Origin of the sequence: Elioraea thermophila (ex Habib et al. 2022) (genome assembly GCF_003336755.1) — a bacterium.
Classification (GTDB): Bacteria; Pseudomonadota; Alphaproteobacteria; order Acetobacterales; family Acetobacteraceae; genus Elioraea; species Elioraea thermophila.
Genome location: NZ_QMDI01000006.1, coordinates 578,738 through 597,557, shown reverse-complemented (window position 1 = coordinate 597,557; position 18,820 = coordinate 578,738). Strand labels below are relative to the sequence as shown.

At 70.3% G+C, this 18,820-nt stretch carries 19 protein-coding genes and 3 pseudogenes; 17 read left to right on the top strand and 5 right to left on the bottom strand.

Annotation, left to right across the window (positions count from 1 at the left end):
* Positions 1-414 precede the first annotated feature (414 nt).
* On the top strand, positions 415-2,025 hold the full coding sequence (locus DWB05_RS15385; protein ID WP_114377551.1) for a glycosyltransferase family protein: 1,611 nt from the start codon (positions 415-417) through the stop codon (positions 2,023-2,025).
* A complete protein-coding gene (locus DWB05_RS15380) occupies positions 1,976-2,350 on the top strand; it encodes a glycosyltransferase family protein (protein WP_408608494.1) in 375 nt (124 codons plus the stop codon). The genes DWB05_RS15385 and DWB05_RS15380 overlap by 50 nt, the downstream gene beginning before the upstream one ends.
* Here DWB05_RS15380 and rfbD read toward each other — a convergent pair.
* A pseudogene (gene rfbD, locus DWB05_RS12745) lies at positions 2,308-3,159 on the bottom strand (dTDP-4-dehydrorhamnose reductase); the annotation flags it as partial. The gene DWB05_RS15380 and the pseudogene rfbD sit on opposite strands and share 43 nt — an antisense overlap.
* A complete protein-coding gene (rfbC, locus tag DWB05_RS12740) occupies positions 3,149-3,760 on the bottom strand; it encodes a dTDP-4-dehydrorhamnose 3,5-epimerase (protein WP_408608491.1) in 612 nt (203 codons plus the stop codon). The gene rfbC and the pseudogene rfbD, both read right to left, overlap by 11 nt.
* Before the next feature lie 68 nt (positions 3,761-3,828).
* Between rfbC and DWB05_RS12735 the strand changes: the two genes are divergently transcribed.
* The 3 genes from DWB05_RS12735 (at position 3,829) to DWB05_RS12725 (ending at position 6,770) form a co-directional block, all read left to right on the top strand.
* Positions 3,829-4,623, top strand: coding sequence for a calcium-binding protein (locus DWB05_RS12735; RefSeq protein ID WP_232818533.1), 795 nt, complete (start codon positions 3,829-3,831; stop codon positions 4,621-4,623).
* A gap of 64 nt (positions 4,624-4,687) precedes the next feature.
* Entirely contained in the window at positions 4,688-5,371 is a 684-nt protein-coding gene (locus tag DWB05_RS12730) for a hypothetical protein (RefSeq protein WP_114377548.1), read from the top strand.
* Positions 5,372-6,245: 874 nt separating this feature from the next.
* Positions 6,246-6,770 (top strand): glycosyltransferase, encoded by a 525-nt coding sequence (locus DWB05_RS12725; protein ID WP_157967194.1) that lies wholly within the window; start codon positions 6,246-6,248, stop codon positions 6,768-6,770.
* On the opposite strand, the gene DWB05_RS15305 is transcribed toward DWB05_RS12725, so the two are convergent.
* The gene (locus DWB05_RS15305; protein ID WP_332871728.1) at positions 6,716-7,192 is read right to left on the bottom strand and encodes a hypothetical protein; all 477 of its coding nucleotides are present in this window, start codon (positions 7,190-7,192) and stop codon (positions 6,716-6,718) included. The genes DWB05_RS12725 and DWB05_RS15305 overlap by 55 nt on opposite strands.
* Positions 7,193-7,230: 38 nt before the next feature.
* Here DWB05_RS15305 and DWB05_RS15120 point away from each other — a divergent pair.
* The 4 genes and pseudogenes from DWB05_RS15120 to DWB05_RS14710 all read left to right on the top strand — a co-directional run.
* Positions 7,231-7,632 (top strand): annotated as a pseudogene (locus DWB05_RS15120) (class I SAM-dependent methyltransferase); the annotation flags it as partial.
* Positions 7,633-7,643: 11 nt separating this feature from the next.
* Entirely contained in the window at positions 7,644-7,970 is a 327-nt protein-coding gene (locus tag DWB05_RS12715; protein ID WP_114377546.1) for a glycosyltransferase family protein, read from the top strand.
* Between the two features lie 148 nt (positions 7,971-8,118).
* Complete coding sequence (locus DWB05_RS12710) at positions 8,119-8,670, top strand: DUF8758 domain-containing protein (RefSeq protein WP_114377545.1); 552 nt, start codon at positions 8,119-8,121, stop codon at positions 8,668-8,670.
* 45 nt (positions 8,671-8,715) lie between these two features.
* Positions 8,716-8,877 (top strand): hypothetical protein, encoded by a 162-nt coding sequence (locus tag DWB05_RS14710; protein WP_157967193.1) that lies wholly within the window; start codon positions 8,716-8,718, stop codon positions 8,875-8,877.
* Between the two features lie 178 nt (positions 8,878-9,055).
* Here DWB05_RS14710 and DWB05_RS14905 read toward each other — a convergent pair whose 3' ends face one another.
* Together DWB05_RS14905 and DWB05_RS14900 are read right to left on the bottom strand one after the other, a co-directional pair.
* Complete coding sequence (locus DWB05_RS14905; protein ID WP_198669161.1) at positions 9,056-9,208, bottom strand: hypothetical protein; 153 nt, start codon at positions 9,206-9,208, stop codon at positions 9,056-9,058.
* Positions 9,209-9,280: 72 nt separating this feature from the next.
* Positions 9,281-9,466, bottom strand: a complete 186-nt coding sequence (locus DWB05_RS14900) for a type II toxin-antitoxin system PemK/MazF family toxin (protein WP_198669160.1) — start codon at positions 9,464-9,466, stop codon at positions 9,281-9,283.
* A gap of 106 nt (positions 9,467-9,572) precedes the next feature.
* Here DWB05_RS14900 and DWB05_RS12700 point away from each other — a divergent pair, with 106 nt between their 5' ends.
* The 8 genes and pseudogenes from DWB05_RS12700 to urtA all read left to right on the top strand — a co-directional run bounded on the left by DWB05_RS12700 (position 9,573) and on the right by urtA (position 18,814).
* Complete coding sequence (locus DWB05_RS12700) at positions 9,573-10,349, top strand: hypothetical protein (RefSeq protein WP_157967192.1); 777 nt, start codon at positions 9,573-9,575, stop codon at positions 10,347-10,349.
* A 48-nt stretch (positions 10,350-10,397) separates the two neighbouring features.
* Positions 10,398-10,865, top strand: a pseudogene (locus DWB05_RS15375) (phage protease); the annotation flags it as partial.
* Positions 10,866-11,163: 298 nt separating this feature from the next.
* Positions 11,164-11,886, top strand: coding sequence for an ATP-binding cassette domain-containing protein (locus DWB05_RS12690; RefSeq protein ID WP_114377542.1), 723 nt, complete (start codon positions 11,164-11,166; stop codon positions 11,884-11,886).
* Positions 11,883-12,713: a putative HlyD family type I secretion protein gene (locus tag DWB05_RS12685; RefSeq protein ID WP_114377541.1), complete on the top strand. Its 831-nt coding sequence runs from the start codon at positions 11,883-11,885 to the stop codon at positions 12,711-12,713. Before DWB05_RS12690 ends, DWB05_RS12685 begins: the two co-directional genes overlap by 4 nt.
* A 321-nt stretch (positions 12,714-13,034) precedes the next feature.
* Positions 13,035-14,063 (top strand): ABC transporter substrate-binding protein, encoded by a 1,029-nt coding sequence (locus DWB05_RS12680; protein WP_114377540.1) that lies wholly within the window; start codon positions 13,035-13,037, stop codon positions 14,061-14,063.
* A gap of 13 nt (positions 14,064-14,076) precedes the next feature.
* Entirely contained in the window at positions 14,077-16,209 is a 2,133-nt protein-coding gene (locus tag DWB05_RS12675; protein ID WP_114377539.1) for an ABC transporter permease, read from the top strand.
* Complete coding sequence (locus tag DWB05_RS12670) at positions 16,206-17,240, top strand: ABC transporter ATP-binding protein (protein WP_114377538.1); 1,035 nt, start codon at positions 16,206-16,208, stop codon at positions 17,238-17,240. The genes DWB05_RS12675 and DWB05_RS12670 overlap by 4 nt, the downstream gene beginning before the upstream one ends.
* A gap of 275 nt (positions 17,241-17,515) precedes the next feature.
* Positions 17,516-18,814 carry an urea ABC transporter substrate-binding protein gene (gene urtA / locus DWB05_RS12665; protein ID WP_114377537.1) on the top strand — a complete coding sequence of 433 codons (1,299 nt, stop codon included), beginning with the start codon at positions 17,516-17,518 and terminating at the stop codon, positions 18,812-18,814.
* The last annotated feature ends 6 nt before the right edge of the window (positions 18,815-18,820 follow it).

Sequence of the window (18,820 nt, the reverse complement as noted above, 5' to 3'; positions counted from 1 at the left end):
TTTCGCGCCGGGCCGCGTCCCCAGGCCCCGTTGCGATCCCCAGACGGTTCAGTCGAACAGCGCCCACCCTTCGTTCAGTGGACGACGCCGGTTGACGCGTGATCTCGGATGGGGAATTCCGCCCTGGCTCATACCAAACCCCCGTCACCGAGGGGCCCGAGAAAACGTGCTTCCTTGCCCCGGGACGAACATCGGCCTCCTCAGCACGCGCGGCTCAACCATGCGCGGCCTGACGCGTGAGCACGGAAAGAACGGACACAGCCGAGCCATCCGCCGAGCCGAGAGCGGGAGCGGAACCTCCATCAAGTATCTCCGCCCTCTGCCAGAAAGGGCGAACCTCCGTTTCGCCCGACCCCTCCGTGGCATGGCGTTCCGTTAGGCAACGATGGGGGTCGGCGCAGGCACGCGGCATTGATGATCGCGACCTGGGGCGACACCGTCGCGCCACCGAAGCGGCCTCCTTGCGGAGGCGGTGACGCCGCGGAGGATTTGCGGCGGGGCACTCCGACGCCGCATGGCATGAAGGCCGGCACGAAGCCGATCGATCAAAACGGAACAGTTTTCGCAGCGCAACAGAGGACTGCGGGTCGCACACCGCGCCGCCACGCGACGCTGAGCTCGCCGACCGGCTTCGCTAGCGCGATCGACGGCCGCCCTCCCAGGCGCGGCGGCGTACCCCAGGCGCGTCCCCGGCGCCCGCGCGGGCTTTCGCTCGAGCGATCGCGTCGACAATCGCACATGCAAGCGACCGAGGAGCCCTCATTCTTTGGTTTCTTTGGTCGGGGCTCGAACCCGCCGCGAACGTCACGCTCACCGTCGCGCCTGGCTGCCGAGAGAACGCTGTCGCCTGATCACTCCACTCCTGATCGCGGCGAAGGCTGCTTCCAGGCGAGGCGACGCTGCTGCCGAACCCCCACCGAAGCGCCGCCTCGCCGCCACGGCCATCCCTCGCTCCGCCCCGGCAAATCTCCCTTCACCATTCGCGAGCGATGGTGCCGGCGATGTCGGAGCGATCCTAGGCCGAACGTGCTGTTCATCCACCGCTACGGGCTTGGCCAGTTTGCGCCGATCGCCCTTGCGCTGCATCATCAGCGGTCCGGTGGTGTCGCGCTGATCGCTGCCGGGGGCGATGACGGCGTACCCTACCCGACCTTCGCTGCGCTGCCGGCGCGCACCGTCACGGCCTCCCCCCCTTATCTGCGCGCGCTCGAGGCTGCGGTCCTGAACGGGCAGGCAACCGCCCGCGCGGTGCTTGCGTTGACGCGGTCCGGCAGGTTTCGCCCGGATGTCGTCGTGGTTCACCCCGGCTGGGGGTATGCGTTGTTCCTGCGCCACGTCCTGCCCGGCGTGCCCATCCTGCTCTACGCGGAATATTTCTCCGGCGTGGCGGGGTCGGATCTCGATGACGATTCCGACCTTGCGGGCGATCTCGATCGCCGGTGTGCCCTCGAACTCCGCAACGGCGGGCTTCTGCTGGGCCTGGCGGCGGCAGCGGCAGCGATTTCGCCGACCGTCTGGCAGCGAAACCTCCATCCGCTCCCCTATCGCCGACGAAATTCCGTCATCCACGAAGGGGTAGACACGGCCTTCGGTCGTCCCGACCCGTCGGCAGCCTTCGTGTTGCCGAACGGACGGGCGCTGACGCGTGCGGACGAGGTGGTCACCTACGTCGCGCGCGATCTCGAACCGCATCGTGGCTTCCCAGCACTGATGCGCGCCTTGCCCAGCTTGCTTGCGGCGCGGCCGCGGGCGGAGGTGCTCATCTGCGGGGGGGAGGGGGTGAGTTACGGTCGGCCTCCACCCCGGCGGGGGGAGTTGGCGGCGGCACCTCCTCGCCGAGATCGGGCCGTTGCCGCCCCGCGTGCATGTCCTCGGTCGGCTTCCGTACGACCGTTACCTCACCCTGCTCCAGGTCTCGCGGCTGCACCTCTAGCCGAGCGCACCCGTCGTGCTCTCCTGGTGGCTGCTTCAGGCCATGGCCGCCGGCTGTCTCGTGCTCGCCTCCGACACCGCTCCGGTGCGTGAGGTGATCGAACCGGGCGCGAACGGCATGGTCGCCGACCTGCGTGATCCAGGGGCTCTCGCTGCCTGTGCGGCGGAACTTCTCGCCGCCGGTGATGCGCTCGACGCCGTTCGGCGCGCGGCGCGGCGCACCATCCTCGCTCGCTTTCGCCGTGACCGTGCGCTCGCTCGCTGGTCCGCCCTGATCGAGCGCGTCGCAACCCAGTCCACGCCGGCTGCGGCGAGCGCAGCGCGGGAAGAGGGGGCGCGCCGCGCCGCCTCCTCCATCCCGATTGCGGCCACGATGCGCGGCAGGGAACGCTGCCAGTCGGGTCGTTCCAACCCGTGAGTGCCGCAAAGCCGCGTGCAGGCCAGCCGAGAGTCCGCCGGCCGGCGCGCTGCGGTCGGGAAGTCGGCGGTCGCAAGCGCTGCAATCGGCGGCCGGTGAGCCGGGGGCAGGGCGACCGCCACCGCTGCTTCGGCCAGCGCATGCCACGTGACATCCGGCCAACCGGCGACGTGCACAAGGCCGCTCAATCGTCCTCCCTCCGCGACGCGGCGGCAGAGAACGAGCAGCAACGCAGCCAAGTCGGGCGCCGGGGTCGGCGAGCCGCGCTGGTCGGCGACCACGCGCGGCGCCTCGCCGGCAAGGGCGCGGTGGCGAATGGCGCGGATGAAATTTCCGCCCCCCGCACCGAACAGCCATGCCGTGCGCACGATCAGCGCCTGCTCGTGCCGTGCCAGCACGAGGCTCTCACCCGCCGCCTTGGAGAGGCCGTACACGTTCAGCGGGCCGACAGGATCCTCCTCCGTGCAGGGCTCGCCCTTGCGGCCGTCGAACACGTGGTCGGTGGAGAGGTGCACGAGCGGAATGCCGCGCGCAGCACAGGCGGCGGCGACGATTCCCGCCCCGTCGCGGTCGACGGCGAAGCGGCGGTCGGCTTCGCGCTCCGCCCGATCCACCGCCGTATACGCCGCCGCGTCCACCACGACATCCGGCCGCGTGCGCGCGAGCGGCTCCGCAACCGAGCCCCGGTCCGTCACGTCCGCCGCCGTGTGGCTGAGACGGAGGATCTCCGCATCGCCCCCGGCGCCCGCCACGGCGCGGCCCAGCTGACCCTCACCGCCCAGGACGATGATCCTCGGCTTACCCGGCATGGGCAGGCCGTTCGTCGCCGCGGCGCTCGGGGCCGGCCGGCGGGCTGTGATGGAACCAATCAGCGAGCTCCGCCAACCGCGGCTGACGACGGTCCTTCTCCGAGAGGATCGCCGCCTCTTCGGCGACCGGCCAGTCGATCGCGAGATCGGGATCGGCCCAGAAGATGCCGCGATCATGCGTCGGCGCATACGGAGCCGAGGCCTTGTAGACGACCTCCGTGTCGTCGGCGAGCGTGCAGAAGTCGTGCGCGAAGCCCTCCGGAATGAACGGCATCGACCAGTCCGCAGCGGTGAGAATGGCGGCGACGTGCCTGCCGAAGGTCGGTGAGCCGCGACGGAGATCGACCGCGACGTCGAACACTGCGCCGCGCACCACGCGCACGAGCTTCGCCTGGGCGAAGGGGGGGATCTGGAAATGCAGCCCGCACACCGTGCCGGCGCGCAGCGAAATCGAGTGATTGTCCTGCACGAACTGCGCGGTGATGCCGAAGGCGGCGAGCACGGCTTCGCTGTACGTCTCGGCGAACACGCCGCGCGGGTTGCGATGGCGCTTCGGTCGAATCAGTTTCACCTCAGGAAGGAGCGTGTCGATCACCTGCACGGCGGTACACTCCCTCCCTGCCGATCGTTACGCGCGAGGCCGGCAGCCGTTTATTAGGGCTAGGTTAGTTGGGGTGGTTGCGAGTTTCACGTTCACGAAACGCTCTGTTGAGTTCCGGTTCACCTCTGCCGATCGCGCTCGGTCTCGTCCGCTGCAGTGCGGAAGACGGAACGATCCGATCCCGTCCCCCTGAACTCGGACCAGAGAAGCAACGGGCGAGCAGGAGAACCACTGTGGCGACGACTCCCGGCAGCACGTTCGACGACCCGATCATCGGCACCGACAGGGTCGATTTCATCGATGCGGGCACGGGCGATGACACCATCCTTGCCGCCAGCGGCAACGATCTCGTCGTCGGTGGTGACGGTGACGACACCATTGACGCCGGTGCCGGCAACGACGCGATCTTCGGCGGTGCCGGTCACGACGTGATCGATGGCGGGGACGGCGGCGACGTTCTGGACGGCGGCGCGGGCGACGACACGATGACCGGCGGTGCCGGCAACGATCGCCTGTTCGGCGGCGGGGGCAGCGACACGCTGGTCGGCGGGGCTGGCGACGATGTGCTCGACGGCGGTTCCGGCAACGACACGCTGATCGGCGGCTCGGGCAACGACACCTTCGTCTTCACCTCGGGCGGTGGCAAGGATGTCGTTCTCGACTTCTCCAACGGCGACATCCTGCACATCCCGAAGACCATCAACGGCCTCGCCGTCATCACCCCGGCCGACCTCCCCAACAACGTCACCTCCGTGAAGGGCAACGCGGTGATCGACCTCGGCAACGGCGACAGCATCACGTTGGTCGGCATCAAGGCGGAGGACGTGCAGGCCAACCCATCGGGCCACATCGTGATCGTCTGAGCCGGAGCGGGAGCGGGTCACTCCACCTCCGCTCCCGCCTGGTGCCCGGACGGAAGGCCATCACATGTTGCAGCGCGTTTGCGAAAGCGATGTCGGGCTCGCCGGAGCCTGGATCGGGGAGGGAGTCGCGCTCCTGCTGTGGAACGCCGCCCTTTGGCCGGCCCCCCTGCGTCCCCCCGCTGGTCCCGCTGCGATCGGGCATCCGATCGTCTCGGCCGTGCTGCCGCCGGGCGACCGCCGCGTCGCCCTGCTCAGGCTCAGGCCGTCGCGGCGCGGAGAGCGGATCGCGCTCGGCGAGGGCGGCCCGGGGATCGCCCCCGCTGCGCTGGGCGACGATGCCGGTGCGCTGGTCGAGACACTGGAGCCGCTCGCCCGGCGCCGCCTGCTCGGGCTTTTGCTCGAAGCCGGCTTGGGACTGTTCCGCCTGCAGGACAGCAGCACCTTTCGCGCCCTGCTCGCGACCCTCGCGCGCGATCTCGCCCGGGGCGAACCGCCGGCCCGGCCGGTCGCGGCGGGGCCGGGGCCATGGCGCTTCCTGCGCGCGAATGGTCCTGCCCCCGCCGGCGTCGTGCCCCTGGTCGGCGAGGCGCGCATCGTCGGCTGGTCGTTTCGGCCGACGAGGTCGTGCATGCCCTCATCGAGGCTCCGGTGCCGGTTGAGGTGCTCTGCGAAGCGGGGACCGGGGGCTGACCGAGGCCGATCGCCCCGCCGGAAGGCGATCTGCCGCCACTGCTCGACCGCCTCCTGACGGGCGGGGAAACGGCGCGGGCATTGACCCGGCTCGTTCCTGCCGTCCTCGCCGCGCGTGCGAGCGAGCCGGAAATCGCGACGGTGCTCCGAGCGGCCTCCCTTCTCGCGCCGGCGCGTCCGCGCAGTCCTGCGCGCGTCGAGAGCGCGCTGACGGGAGCGGTCGACCTCGCCATTCCCGCCCCCGAAGGCGGCCTCTTCCTGCGCGGGTGGCTTCGCGATCCGCACGACCTCGTCGGGGGCTTCGCACTCGCCACCGCGACGACGCGGCGCGTGGTGCCGGACGAGGCCGTGCCCAGGTTTCTCCGCCGTGACCTCGGCGAGCGGTTCCGCCGCGCCCCTCACGCCCCGGCCGAGGACGCGCATGGCTTCGTCGCTTACGTGCCGGATGCCGCGTCGGCAGGGCCGCAGCCGGATCTCGTCGTCGAGCTGCGGGGAGGGGCGAGGCTGGTCCTCACCCCTGCTCTCCGCACCCTCGCACCGGCCCAGGCGCGCGATGCGGTGCTGGCTTCGGTTCGTCCGGAGGCAGTCACCGAGGCGATGCTTGCGCAGTGTCTGCGGCCGGCGGCGGCACGCCTGCACCCCGCCCACCTCGCCGCTCCGCGCGACCCCGTGGTGCGGCGTCTCGGCACGGCGCCTGAGCGGCCCGAGGTCAGCGTGCCGGTGCCGATCCACCGCAACCTCGCCTCCCTGCCCACACAACTCGCCGCTTTCGCCACCGCTCCTGCCCGGTGCGACGTGGAGACGATCATCGTGCTCGACAGCCCGGAACAGGCCGAGGAGGTGGAGCACATCTCGCGGCCTGAGCGCGATGCACGGGTTGCCGTTGGTGCTCGCCGTGCCGCCGCGCAATCGCGGCTATGCGGCGGCGAACAATGTCGGCGCGGGCCTCGCGCGCGGACGGCGGCTTCTCCTTGTCGAACAGCGACGTGGTGCCCGATCGCCCTGGCTGGGTCGGTCGCCTCGTTTCCGACCTTTCCGTCAACGGAACGGTGGCGGTCGGTCCGAAACTCCTGTTCGAGGACGGATCGATCCAGCACGCGGGCCTCTATTTCACCCGCGATGCGGATGGGCTCCGATACAACCGTCAGTATTTCAAGGGATTGCCGCGCGCCGATCCGCCGGCCGGGAAGGCGCGCGAGGTTCCTGCCGTCACCGGCGCCTGCCTCCACGTCGACCGCGCCGCCTTCGAGGCGGTGGGCGGTCTGACCGAGGCTTCCATCGTGGGTGACTGCGAGGACAGCGAACTCTGCCTCACGCTGCGCGCGCGCGGTGGGCGGATCCGCTACGAGCCGGCGGTTGAGGTTCGGCATTTCGAGCGCCGCTCCATCGCGCTCAGCCGAAGCTATCGCGGCACGCTCGCCTCCCTCTTGAACCGGCGCCTGCACGCCGAGCGTTGAAATGCCGCGATCGAGGCGCTGATGCGCCGCTGCAACCGGCGCGAGACACGATGACCGCCCTCGCGCAGCCCCCCCCCGTCATGGGTCAGCACACGCTCGACGTCCTGTGCGCGCATCTCGCGGCCAATCGCTTCCTGCCCGCTCCGCCGCCCGAGTTGATGACCTGCGGAGATGGCGATTTCCGGGCCATCGGCGCCGAGTTCCTCGGCCACTTCGTCCGCCTCGCCGGTCTCGCGCCGCACGAGTGTGTGCTCGATCTCGGCTGCGGGGTGGGGAGGATGGCGATCCCGCTCACCCGGTACCTGTCGGAGCAGGGTTCCTATGAGGGTCTCGACGTCGATGCGGCGGCGATCGCGTGGTGTGCGCGTACGATCACGCCCGTCTATCCGTCGTTCCGCTTCCGCCATCTCGCCGTCGCGCACCCGCTCTATAACCCGAACGGCGCCTCCCGGCCGACGCCGTCACGCCGCCTCGGCCGCCGGGCAGTGCGGATGTCGTGCTCCTCGTCTCCGTGCTGGCCCATCTCGACCTGTCGGCGGTCCGTCGTTACGCGGCCGAGATTGCGCGTGTGCTCGCGCCGGGCGGGCGCTGTTTCGCCACCGCCTTCCTGCTGAACGGTCCGTCGCGAGCCGGCATCGCCTGCGGCACCGCCCGCCCCGCCTTTCCCGACCGACCGGAGGAGAAGGTGCTGCATGCCGATGCCGACGCCCCGCTCGCGGCGGTCGCGTTCGACGAGGACGCACTGCTCGCCGCCTTCCTCGCCGCGGGGCTGCGACGCCGCCGCCCTGCCGCCTACGGCACCTGGTCCGGCCGGCGCGGTGGCGTCTCGTTCCAGGACATCTGCGTCTTCGAACGCGGCTGAGGAGGTTCGGCGTGCGCATCCTCTTCCTCTGTCATGGTCATCCCCTGTTGCAGGCGGGCGGGACGGAGATTGCCGCCCCCGCGCTGTTCCGCGCCCTGCGTCGCCGCCCGGGCATCGAGGGTCTGTTCGTCGCCGGCGTGAGCGCCCTGCATCGGCCGGCGAGCCCGGGCACGCCGTTCCAGACGGTGGGCTCGGCGCCCGACGAGCTCCTGATGGGCACCGAGGGGTTCGATCGGTTCCTGTTGTCGCAGATCGACCTGCACGGCATCGCGCCCGAACTCGAACGCCTGCTGCACGACCTCAGCCGGATGTCGTGCACATGCACCACCCGTTGCTGATCGGGGTGGAGATTCTGCAGCTCCTTCGACGCTGTCTGCCCGAGGCGATGATCGTGCTCACCCTGCACGACTACGCCGCGATCTGTGCCAACGAGGGCCTGCTGCACACCACCGCCGGCCGGCTCTGCGAGGAAGCCTCGCCGGATGCGTGCCGGCGCTGCTTTCGCGAGCGCAGCGCCACGGCGAGACCGTCTGCTGCGCCGGTATCGACCCGAACGGAAACTGGATCAGGCTTTATCCGGTCTCGTTCCGTTCGCTTGACGAAGGAAAGAAGTTCGCACGTTGGGACCGCATCCGGTTTCGCTGGCTCCTGCCGCAGGACGACCGCAGACCGGAAAGCCGTCGCGTCGACCAGAACAGTGTTCGCGTACTTGGCCGACTGGTGGAATCGGAACGACAGCGATTTCCTGCCGACCGCATCGTCACGGGCCTCGGAGTGGAACGCGAAGCCGGGCGAAGCCTGGCCTTGCTGCGTGCGCGTATCATCGACTTCACCGACGAGCCCAAATCGAAGGACGACCTTGAAAAGGAGGCCGCACGGTTCGCAGCCCTGCGCAGACAAGCCGACCTGTTCAAGACGAAACCGATGATCCCTTACAGGCCTTGCCCATTCCGGTTCGAGTATCGCTACGAATGCGACGATGGGCTTCGGGAAGGCACATGCCAGGATTGGGAACTTGAGGCCACGTTCTTCCGGTAGAGCCTACAATACGGTGAGAGCAGAGCCTTGGCGTAAATGGATCGCGTGTTCAAAGTCGAGTATCCGCGGCGCGGCATGCTGCTCGCCATGGGAACGCACTCCCGGTTTCCTGATACTTGGTTGATCAACGGCGTGATCCGCCTCAACGAGAGTGCCCAGGCGAACCTGTTCTGTGACTGCGGCGTATCCGCAAACCGCGCTTGGTGAGCGTTTGAAGGAGGGGCCAGAACGCGATGGTTGGGCCCCGAGGTGATTGGGCCCGAAAGCAACGACCCCGCCAGCTTGGCATCGCCAGGGCGGGGCCGGCCACCCGAGGGTGGTCTTGAGGCGCAGCGGGCAAGCCCGCGCGCGATCGCTACCGAAGTGGTACGGTGCGCGGCGAAGATCAACCGTAAAGGCCGATGGCGTGCGCAATCGCCGCGCGAATGCGCGCGAGGTCTTCGGGACCGACCATTGGCCGCAGATACCGGCGCTTGCCGTCGGGGCCGCGCGGGGTGCGGAAGAAGTCCAGGCGGGTGAAAGCGACCGTCGCCACCATGTCAGCCTTCACCCACATGGCGGTGGCGTCGAATGGGGCCGGCAAGGCTTCGGCGCGTTCGAGTTCGCAGACTTAGGGCACGGGTTCTCTGGGCGCCGTGGTGCTCAGCGGCACGACGGTGGCCAGGCCGTCGCGGTGCGGCAGGCGCGGCGAGACGACGACAACCGGGCGGCGCTTCACCATTTCCGGCGGCCTGAACCCGGTGTCGTCGTCGCAAAGCAGGATCGTCCCCGCCGCAACGGGGTAGAGGATCGGCATGGCGGTGTGATGCCCTAGGCCGAGCGGGGCCGAAACCCCGGCCCGCGACCTTCCGCCGCCGGGCGGGGGCGGGATAGCGTCCGGGATCATGAAGGGGCCTTGAGCCATGCCAGTCACGGAACACGAGTACCGGACCGGCGCCGCGCGCGTTCTCGAGGGCGCAAATGAAGCGGCAGTGGAGGCCTGGGTTGCCGTGTACTGCGCGCAGGAGGGCGGCCGCGGCCTTCGTTCGGAAGATGTCCCGCGCGCCTTCGCCGCGGTTTTCGGCGAACGCGACTTCTCCTGGCCGCTTTTCGACGCTGCGCTGGCGGCTCTCGCGGGGGTTCCCCCCGAAGACTGGCCGATGCAGATGTCGCACTGGGCACCTTGGCCAGATGAGGATGGCGAGTTGCGGCGCGAGGATCCCCTCGCGTGGTTGGCGGCTGGGCTACGCAATGCGGCTCTCGTGCAGCTGTGCTCCCGGCACGGCATCACCGTTCCGCGCAGGGCAACCCGCGACGTGCTTCTTGAAGCCTTGCGCCGCGGCCTCAGCCACGCTGCCGTCGCCGAGGAGGTGGCTCGCGCGCTTGCGCAGGAACAGGCCCGCCGGCGCCGGTTCCTGTGGGAACGCAAGGTGTTTCTCTTGGCCGTAACGACGAGCCACGCCGCCCACGCCATCGTTCGAGAGCGGCAACTGGCCGAATTTCCGCTCGTCATCGTGAGGGCGAGCGGATGCGAGTATCGCGCCCACCGCGCTCAGGACGGCCTTGTTCTTCCCCATGGCAACGAGACGTTCGCTCGTTTTCGGCTCCCGCTGCTGCCGGCCTGCGGCTGTTATCTGATCGGCGCCTCCAGTTTGGAGGCAGCCCGAATCCTGGATCGGCGATTGCCCCCCGCCCCCTGACCGCCGTCACATGGCACGGCCTGCGCGCGCCGGGCTAAGGGCCCGGCCATGCCGCGCGACCACGCCGACCCCCCTGCCGGAGCACCGGACGAGACCGGCGCGGCCGCGCTGCTGACTGGCGTTTCCTCCCTTCCCGTGAACGACCTCTCCGCCCACGATGCGGGCGGCCCGCCGGAATGGGTGCATCTCATTCCGGCGGGCACCTTTTCGGCGCGTGACGGGCGCGGCCCCTATCGCCTCGATGCCGAGGCGGTCGCCGCCGCCTTCGCTCGCCACGGCGCCGACCTGCCCATCGACGACGACCACCAGAGCCTCTCCGCCGAGGAGAAGGCGGGCCCGGTGCCCGCCGCCGGCTGGATCACCGCCATCGAGGCGCGCGAGGACGGCCTCTGGGCCCGCGTGCGCTGGACCGAGCGCGCCGCCGCCCGCTCCTTGCGCGCCCGCGCCGACAGCCCCGACCCCGCCCAGTATGTGCCCATCGCGCAGCACCGCGCGGTAGCCGAGGAGCTCGCGCGCCTGCAGGCCGAAGTGGCCGAGCGCGACGCGCGCACCGCGGTGGCCGAGGCGATGCGCGCGCGGATGTCCTGTCGAACCGCGTGCCATGATCGCGGTGGCCAAACGGGTCAGGCTGCATCGCATCATCGCGGCGCTCCCCACGGCTACGCCACGCCGATCACCGAGGCCGGCTTCCTGCTGTCGGGCGGCCAACGGCAGAGGCTCGCCATCGCCCGCGCCCTGGTCCTCGGCCCCCTCGACCAGCTGCTCGCCCCTTGGCGATCCGCGGCGGCGGCTCGCCCGGCCTGGCGTCGGCTGGGTGCCCTCGTTCCCCGGGGTCGCCGCCGAACCCGACGGCGTCGTGCCCGACGGATCCGGCATCGTGTTGCGCGACGTGGTCTTTCGGGCGGACGACGGTCGCGGCCGCGCCATTGTCGATGGCGTCAGCCTGGCCGTGGCCCCTTGGGAGCCCGTGGTGTTGAACGGCCCGAACGGCAGCGGGAAGTCCACCGCGCTTCGCCTCGCCGCAGGCGTGCTGACGCCGGCGGAGGGGGCGGCTGCCGTCTCCGGCCTGCCTGCTGATCTCGCCGCTGCTCGCGGCCTCCTCGGCTCCGTGCCGCAGCGCCAACAGTTCCCGCCCGGAACCGTGGCGGATACGATCGCACGCTTTCATCTCACCTCGGCCGAGCCGGTGGTCGCGGCAGCGCGAGCGGCCGGATTGCAGGAGATCGTCGGCCGACTTCCCCGTGGCTACGCGACCCGGACCGGCGCGAACGACCCGCAGTTCAGCGACGGGCAACGACAGCGCCTGGCTCTCTCGCGCGCGCTGTTCGGCGATCCTCCGGCCCTTGTCCTCGACGAGCCCGATGCGGGGCTCGACCATGAGGGTGAGCAGGTCCCCGTCTCCGCTCTCGTTGCGGCCAGGGCCCGCGCTGCGATCCTGGTGGTGACGCATCGGCGACCCCTCCTCTGCGTCGCCGACCGTGTGGTCCGGCTCGCCGGCGGGCGGCTCGTCAGCGAAGAGCAGCGGGAGGCGGCATGAGCGAAGGGATCGCAATGTCCGGAACCGGCGCGGCGGAGGCGAGCGATCTGCCCGCCGGGCCCTCGCCCGGCCGGCTCGCTCTGGTTGGGCTTCTCGTCGTCCTGGTCGGCTTTGGTGGACTGATCGGCTGGGCGGCCGTCGCCCGTCTCGACAGGGCTGTCCCCGCCGCAGGCCAGCCCGCGGTGCAGAGCAAGGGCAAGACCTTGACGCTTCTCGAAAGCGGAATCCTGCGCGGGCTGCGCGTGGTGGAGGGCCAGCGGGTGGAGGCCGGCGACCTTCTCCTCCTTCTCGACGATGCGCAGCCGCGGGCGATGCTGGCCCAGGCCTGGGCGAGAACGGTCGCGGCGGAGGCGCGGATCGCGCGGCTGGCTGCCGAGAAGGGGGATCGCGCCGCCCTAGAATTTCCCCGCAGCTTTCCTTCCGGCGTGGCGGAGGCGATGGCCGAGCCCCTGGTTGCGGCCGAGGCAGCCTTGTTTGCGGCGCGACGCGAGGCCTGCGAGGGGGCGGTTGCCGTGCAGCGGCGTCGCATGGCGCAGCTGGAACAGCAGATCGCCGCGCACGAGGCGCAGGCGGCCGCGCATCGGCGTCGCCTCGCGCTGGTGCAGACCGAGTTGCGCGGCACGACGGAACTCCTGGCACGCGGCTTCGCCACACGCACGCGCGCCCTCGAGTTGCAGCGTCTCGTCGCCGAGCTCGAGGGGCAATCGGCGAACGCGAGGCGCGGGCGGCCGAGGCACGCCAGGCGATCGCCCAGGCCGAGCTCGAAATCCTCAACCTGCACACCTCGTGCCGCAACGAGGCGGCGCGCGAGATGCAGAATGCCGTGAGCCGTCTCGCCGAGGCGCGCGCGCAGCTGGCCGCGGCCCAGGATCTGCTGGCCCGCACCGTCGTCGTCGCGCCGGAAACGGGCATCGTGACCGATGTTCGCTTCTTCACCCCGGGCTCTGGCGTGGGTGCCGGCCAGGCGATCCTCGGCGGCATGCGCCGCGCCATGGGGGAAGACCGATCCCCACGCCGCCGTACGCGCGACCGCCGGGGTGCCGCCGCCCGGCCGCGACCTGTGTCATCGATCTGTCATGCGGGCGAGGCTCGGTCTCTGCTATCCCCGCGGCTCGCGGCGACCCGCCGCACCGTCGAAGGGAGGTTCCATGCGCACCCGTCGTCTCGTCATCGCCGGGGCGGCCCTCGCCGCCGCCGTCATCGCCTCGCCGGCCCGCGCGCAGGGCGAGCTTGTCGTCTACTGCACCGTGCAGGAGGAGTGGTGCCGGCCGATGATGGCGGCCTTCGAACGCGCCACCGGCATCCGTGTGGCCATGACCCGGCGCAGCTCGGGCGAGACCTTGACGCAGATCCGCGCCGAGCGCGCCAACCCGCGCGGCGACGTCTGGTGGGGTGGGACCGGCGATCCGCATCTGCAGGCGGCGGAAGAGGGGCTCACCGAGGAGTATCGCTCGCCGAACCTCGCCCTGCTTCACCCCTGGGCTGTCCGCCAGGCGGAACAATCCGGCTTCCGCACGGTCGGGATTTACGCCGGCGCTCTCGGCTATTCCTTCAACGCGCGCGAGCTCGAGCGCCGCCGCATCGCCGCCCCGCGCTGCTGGGCCGACCTGCTGCGCCCCGAATTCCGCGGCGAGGTGCAGATGGCGGACCCGAACACCTCCGGCACCGCCTACACCATGCTCGCCACCATCGTGCAGCTGAAGGGCGAGGAGCCTGCGTTCGAGTATCTCCGCGCGCTCCATCGCAACATCAACCAGTACACGCGATCCGGTGCTGCGCCGGCACGGGCGGTGGCGACCGGCGAGACGCTGGTCGGCATCACCTTCCTGCACGACGCCGTGACCCAGAAGGTCGCAGGTGCCCCGGTGCAGATCGTCGCACCGTGTGAAGGGACAGGCTACGAGATCGGTTCGATGAGCATCATCAAGGGTGCGCGCAACCTCGACAACGCCAAGCGCTTCTACGACTGGGCGCTGACGGCGGAGGCGCAGGCGATCGGCGCCACCGCCAAGGCCTACCAGATCCCGTCCAACCGCGAGGCGCCGATCCCGCCCGAAGCCCCGCGCTTCGAGGACGTGAAGCTGATCGACTACGATTTCGCCCGTTGGGGCAGCGCGGCGGAACGCACGAGGCTCCTGCAGCGCTGGGATCGCGAGGTGAGGGCGGCCGCGCGCTGAGCCGCAGGCGCGTTTGACCTCCGTCCGTCTCGACTGGGCGGCGGCGTTTGCCGCCGCCATCGCCCTCTTTCCCCTGCCCTGGTACGCCGGCAGGGCCGAGGCCCTGCTTCCGCTGTTGCCCGACCGGCCGTGGCTGTGGCCGGGCTTGGCCTGCCTCGTCGCTGCGGCGGCAACGGCACTTGCGGCGCCGCGCGCCGGTCGCGGGCTGGTGGCGCTGGCGGCGGCGGCCCTCGTGCTCCTGCTCCTGCAGGGGATCGCGATCGGCCTGCCGACCACCACCTGGCCGATCGCCGAAGCGCTGTTCGGTGCCGGCGTGCGGCAGCCCGCCTTCGGCCCCGGCGCCGCCGCCGCGCTCGCCGCCGCCACCATGCTGATCGCGCTCGGCTTCGCCCGCGCCCGCGCGTTCAACGCCGACGCCACGGTGGCGCTGATCGCCGTCGCCGGCGGCGTCTCGCTCGCCTTGTTCGTCTTCCTCCCCATCCTGCGCGTGCTGGTCGACGTCTTCGTCGAGGCGGGGCGGTTCTCGCTCGCCGTCGCGTTTGACCGGCTTGCCGCGCCGGAGGCCTGGGGCCTCGCCTGCCTCGCGGGCGGCGTGCGATGCGGCGTGGTGTGGAACACGCTGCTGCTGGCCGCGCTGACGGGCGTGCTCTCCACCCTGCTCGGCCTCGCCTTCGCGCTCCTCGAGACGCGCGGCGGCCTCGCGCACACGGGGGTGTTCCGCGCCCTCGCCGTGCTGCCGCTCATCACGCCCCCCTTCGTCGTCTCTCTGGCGCTGATCGTGCTGTTCGGCCGCACCGGCATCGTCACCGCCCTGCTGTGGGAGCTGTTCGACATTCCGCGCACGCGCTGGATCTACGGCCTGCCGGGCGTGCTCCTCGCCCAACTGTTGTCGCAGACACCGATCGCCTTCCTTCTCCTCTCCGCTGCCTTGCGCGCGATCGCACCCTCCCTTGAGGAATCGGCGGCGACGATGGGGGCGCGGCCCGCGCGCGTGTTCGCCACCGTCACCTTGCCCTTGCTTCGCCCGGCACTCGCCAACGCGGCCCTGCTCGGTTTCGTCGAAAGCCTCGGCGATTTCGGCAACCCGCTCGTGTTGGGGGGCGAGTTCGACGTGCTCGCCACCCGGATCTTCTTCGCCATCGCCGGGGCTCGGCACGAGCCGGGCCGGGCAGCCGCCCTCGCCATCCTGCTGCTCGGTCTGACGCTCGGCGCGTTCTGGCTGCAGGAGCGGTGGGTGGGGCGACGGCAATACGTGACGGTCGCCGGCAAGGGCGATGCCGGCATTCCCGCTCCACTCCCGGCAGGCCTTCGCCGCCTCGTCTCCGCCCTCGCTTGGCCCTGGGCGGCGTTCACCGCGATCGTCTACGCGATCATCCTGTTCGGCGCCTTCGTGCACGACATCGGCCGCTTCGACCTCACCTTCACCTGGCGCCACTTCATCGAAGGCTTCGCGATCGAACGTTCCGCGTTTGGCCTCCACTTCCGCGGCGCGGCCTGGGACAGCCTGTTCACCACCCTCGAGGTGGCGGCGATCTCCGCCCCGATCACCGCCTTCGTCGGCATCCTGCTCGCCTGGCTGTTCGCCCGCACGAGCTTCCGCGGCAAGGGCACGCTGGAGTTCGTCACCCTCCTCACCTTCGCCATCCCGGGCACGGTGGTGGGGGTCGCTTACGTCACTGCCTTCAACGTTCCCCCGCTCGAGATCACCGGCACGGGCCTGATCCTCATCCTCTGCTTCGTCTTCCGCAACATGCCGGTGGGCGTGCGCGGCGGGCTCGCGGCGCTCGCGCAGATCGACCGTTCGCTCGATGAGGCCTCCGCCACCATGGGGGCGGATGCCGCGACCACGCTGCGCCGCGTGGTGCTGCCGCTGCTTCGGCCGGCCATCGTCGCCGCCCTCGCCTACGCCTTCGTGCAGGCGATGACGGCGGTCTCGGCGGTGATCTTCCTGGTCTCGGCCCGGCACAACATGGCCACCGTCTACATCGTCGGCCGGGTCGAGGCGGGCGAGATCAGCCTCGCCATCGCCTATTCGTCTGTGCTGATCGTGCTCATGCTCCTCGTCATCCTGATCATCGACCGCGTGGTGGGCGCCGCCCGCCTCGGCCGCCGTGCGGCCGCCCCGCTCGTTCGCGTCGGCGCATGATCCGCTTCGAGACCGTCTCGAAACTGTTCGGGGCGACGCGCGCGGTCGACCGCGTCTCCTTCACCCTCGCCGAAGGCACGCTGACCACGCTGCTTGGCCCCTCGGGCTGCGGCAAGACGACGACCTTGCGTCTGATCGCGGGGCTCGAGCTGCCGACGGAGGGCCGGATCGAGATCGAGGGGCGGGATGTCACCGCCCTGCCGGCAGCGGAACGGCGTGTGGCGATGGTGTTCCAATCCTATGCGCTCTTTCCCCACATGAGCGTGCGCGAGAACGTCGCCTACGGGCTGATCGTCGGCGGGATGGCGAAGCGTGCCGCCCTCGCGCGTGCCGAGGAAATGCTCGACACGTTGGGGCTTGCCGGCCTCGGCGATCGCCAGCCGAGCGCGCTGTCCGGTGGGCAGCAGCAACGTGTCGCGGTGGCGCGGGCGCTCGTGCTTCGCCCGCGCGTGCTGCTGTTCGACGAACCCTTGTCGAATCTCGACGCGCGCTTGCGTCGGCGCGTGCGCGAGGACATTCGCGACCTGCAGCGCCGGCTCGGCCTGACCGTGGTCTATGTCACGCACGACCAGGCTGAGGCGCTCGCCGTCTCCGACATCGTGGTGGTGATGCGCGAGGGTCGGATCGCGCAGATGGGCTCGCCGCGCGAGCTCTACGACGCGCCCGCCGACCCGTTCGTCGCCGACTTCATGGGCGAGGCGAACGTGATCGAGGCCGAGGTTGCCGCCGGACCCGACGGCGTCGCACGCCTCGTCATCGGCAATCACGCGCTCGAGGCCCCGTTGACCAGGCAGGCAGCGGGACGGATGCGGCTCGCGGTGCGGCCGGAGGCGATTCGGCTCACTCCTCCCGACGGCACGGCAGGGCTGCCCGGCACGGTGCGACGGGCGGTCTTCGTCGGCGGGCACATGGAGTACGAGGTCGACACGCCGGCAGGGCTCCTGTTCGCCACCGCCCCGTCCAGCGAACCGGCGGTTGCCGCCGGCACGCTCGTGTCCCTCGCGTTCAGCCGCGCCATCCCGCTCGGTTGAGGCAAGCGGGCGGCGCGGTGGGACGCGCCCAACATCGACCACCCTCCGATTGATCCGGCTGGCCTGCACAGAATCGCGCCAGGTGCCGTGCCGGCGTGCTGTTTCCATGGGCACGGCGATCGCGGCGCGGCATCGCCGTCGCGCTTTCGGATCATGGCATGCGACGTGCTCCGTTTAGGTGGGCGGGCCTGACACGCTCCTGTCAAGGTCGAGTGACGCGCGACAGGCGGGGGAGCGGGGCCTGCTCACCGTGGGGTTCGAGGAGGCTGTTCGACATGACAACACTTTCGCGCCGCTCCCTGCTCGCCGGCACTGCCGGCGCGATCGCCGCAACCACCCTCGCCGCGCCCTATGTGCGCGCGCAGGCAGCACCGATCCGCATCGGCGTGCTCCACTCCCTCTCCGGCACGATGGCGATCAGCGAGACGACGCTGCGCGACGTCATGCTGATGCTGGTCGAGGAGCAGAACAAGAAAGGCGGCGTGCTCGGCCGGCGCATCGAGCCCGTCGTGGTCGACCCAGCCTCGAACTGGCCGCTGTTCGCCGAACGCGCGCGCGAACTGATCAGCGTGCATCGCGTCTCCGCCGTGTTCGGCTGCTGGACCTCGGTCTCGCGCAAGTCGGTGCTGCCGGTGTTCGAGGAGCTGAACAACATCCTCTTCTATCCCGTGCAGTACGAGGGCGAGGAATCGAGCCGCAACATCTTCTACACCGGTGCGGCACCGAACCAGCAGGCGATCCCCGCTGTCGACTACCTGATGAACGAGGAGAAGGTGCAGCGCTGGGCGCTGCTCGGCACCGACTACGTCTATCCGCGCACCACCAACCGCATTCTCGATGCCTACCTGAAGTCGAAGGGCGTGGCGGCGGAGGATATCTTCGTCAACTACACGCCGTTCGGGCATTCGGATTGGCAGTCGATCGTCGCCCAGGTGAAGCGGTTCGGCTCGGCCGGAAAGAAGACGGCCGTCGTTTCCACCATCAACGGCGACGCCAACGTGCCGTTCTACAAGGAACTCGCCAACCAGGGCATCAAGGCGACCGACATCCCGGTCGTCGCCTTCTCGGTCGGCGAGGAGGAGCTTGCCGGCATCGACACCGGGCCGCTGGTCGGCCACCTCGCCGCCTGGAACTACTTCATGAGCGTCGATACGCCCGAGAACAAGGCGTTCATCGACACCTGGCACAAGTTCATCCGCAACCCGCGCCGCCCGACCAACGACCCGATGGAGGCGCACTACATCGGCTTCAACATGTGGGTGCAGGCGGTGCAAAAGGCCGGCACGCCGGACCCCGACCCGGTGATCGACGCCATGATCGGCGTCGCAGTGCCGAACCTCACCGGCTCCATCGCGGCGATGATGCCGAACCATCACATCACCAAGCCGGTGCTGATCGGCGAGATCCAGGCGGATGGGCAGTTCAACGTGGTGTGGCAGACGAAGGGCACGGTCGTTGGCGACGAGTGGTCCGACTACCTCGAGGGCTCGAAGGACCTGATCGCGGATTGGCGCCCACCGATGCGCTGCGGCAACTTCAACGTGCGCACCGGTCGCTGCGGCGGCCAGAGCTGACGATCG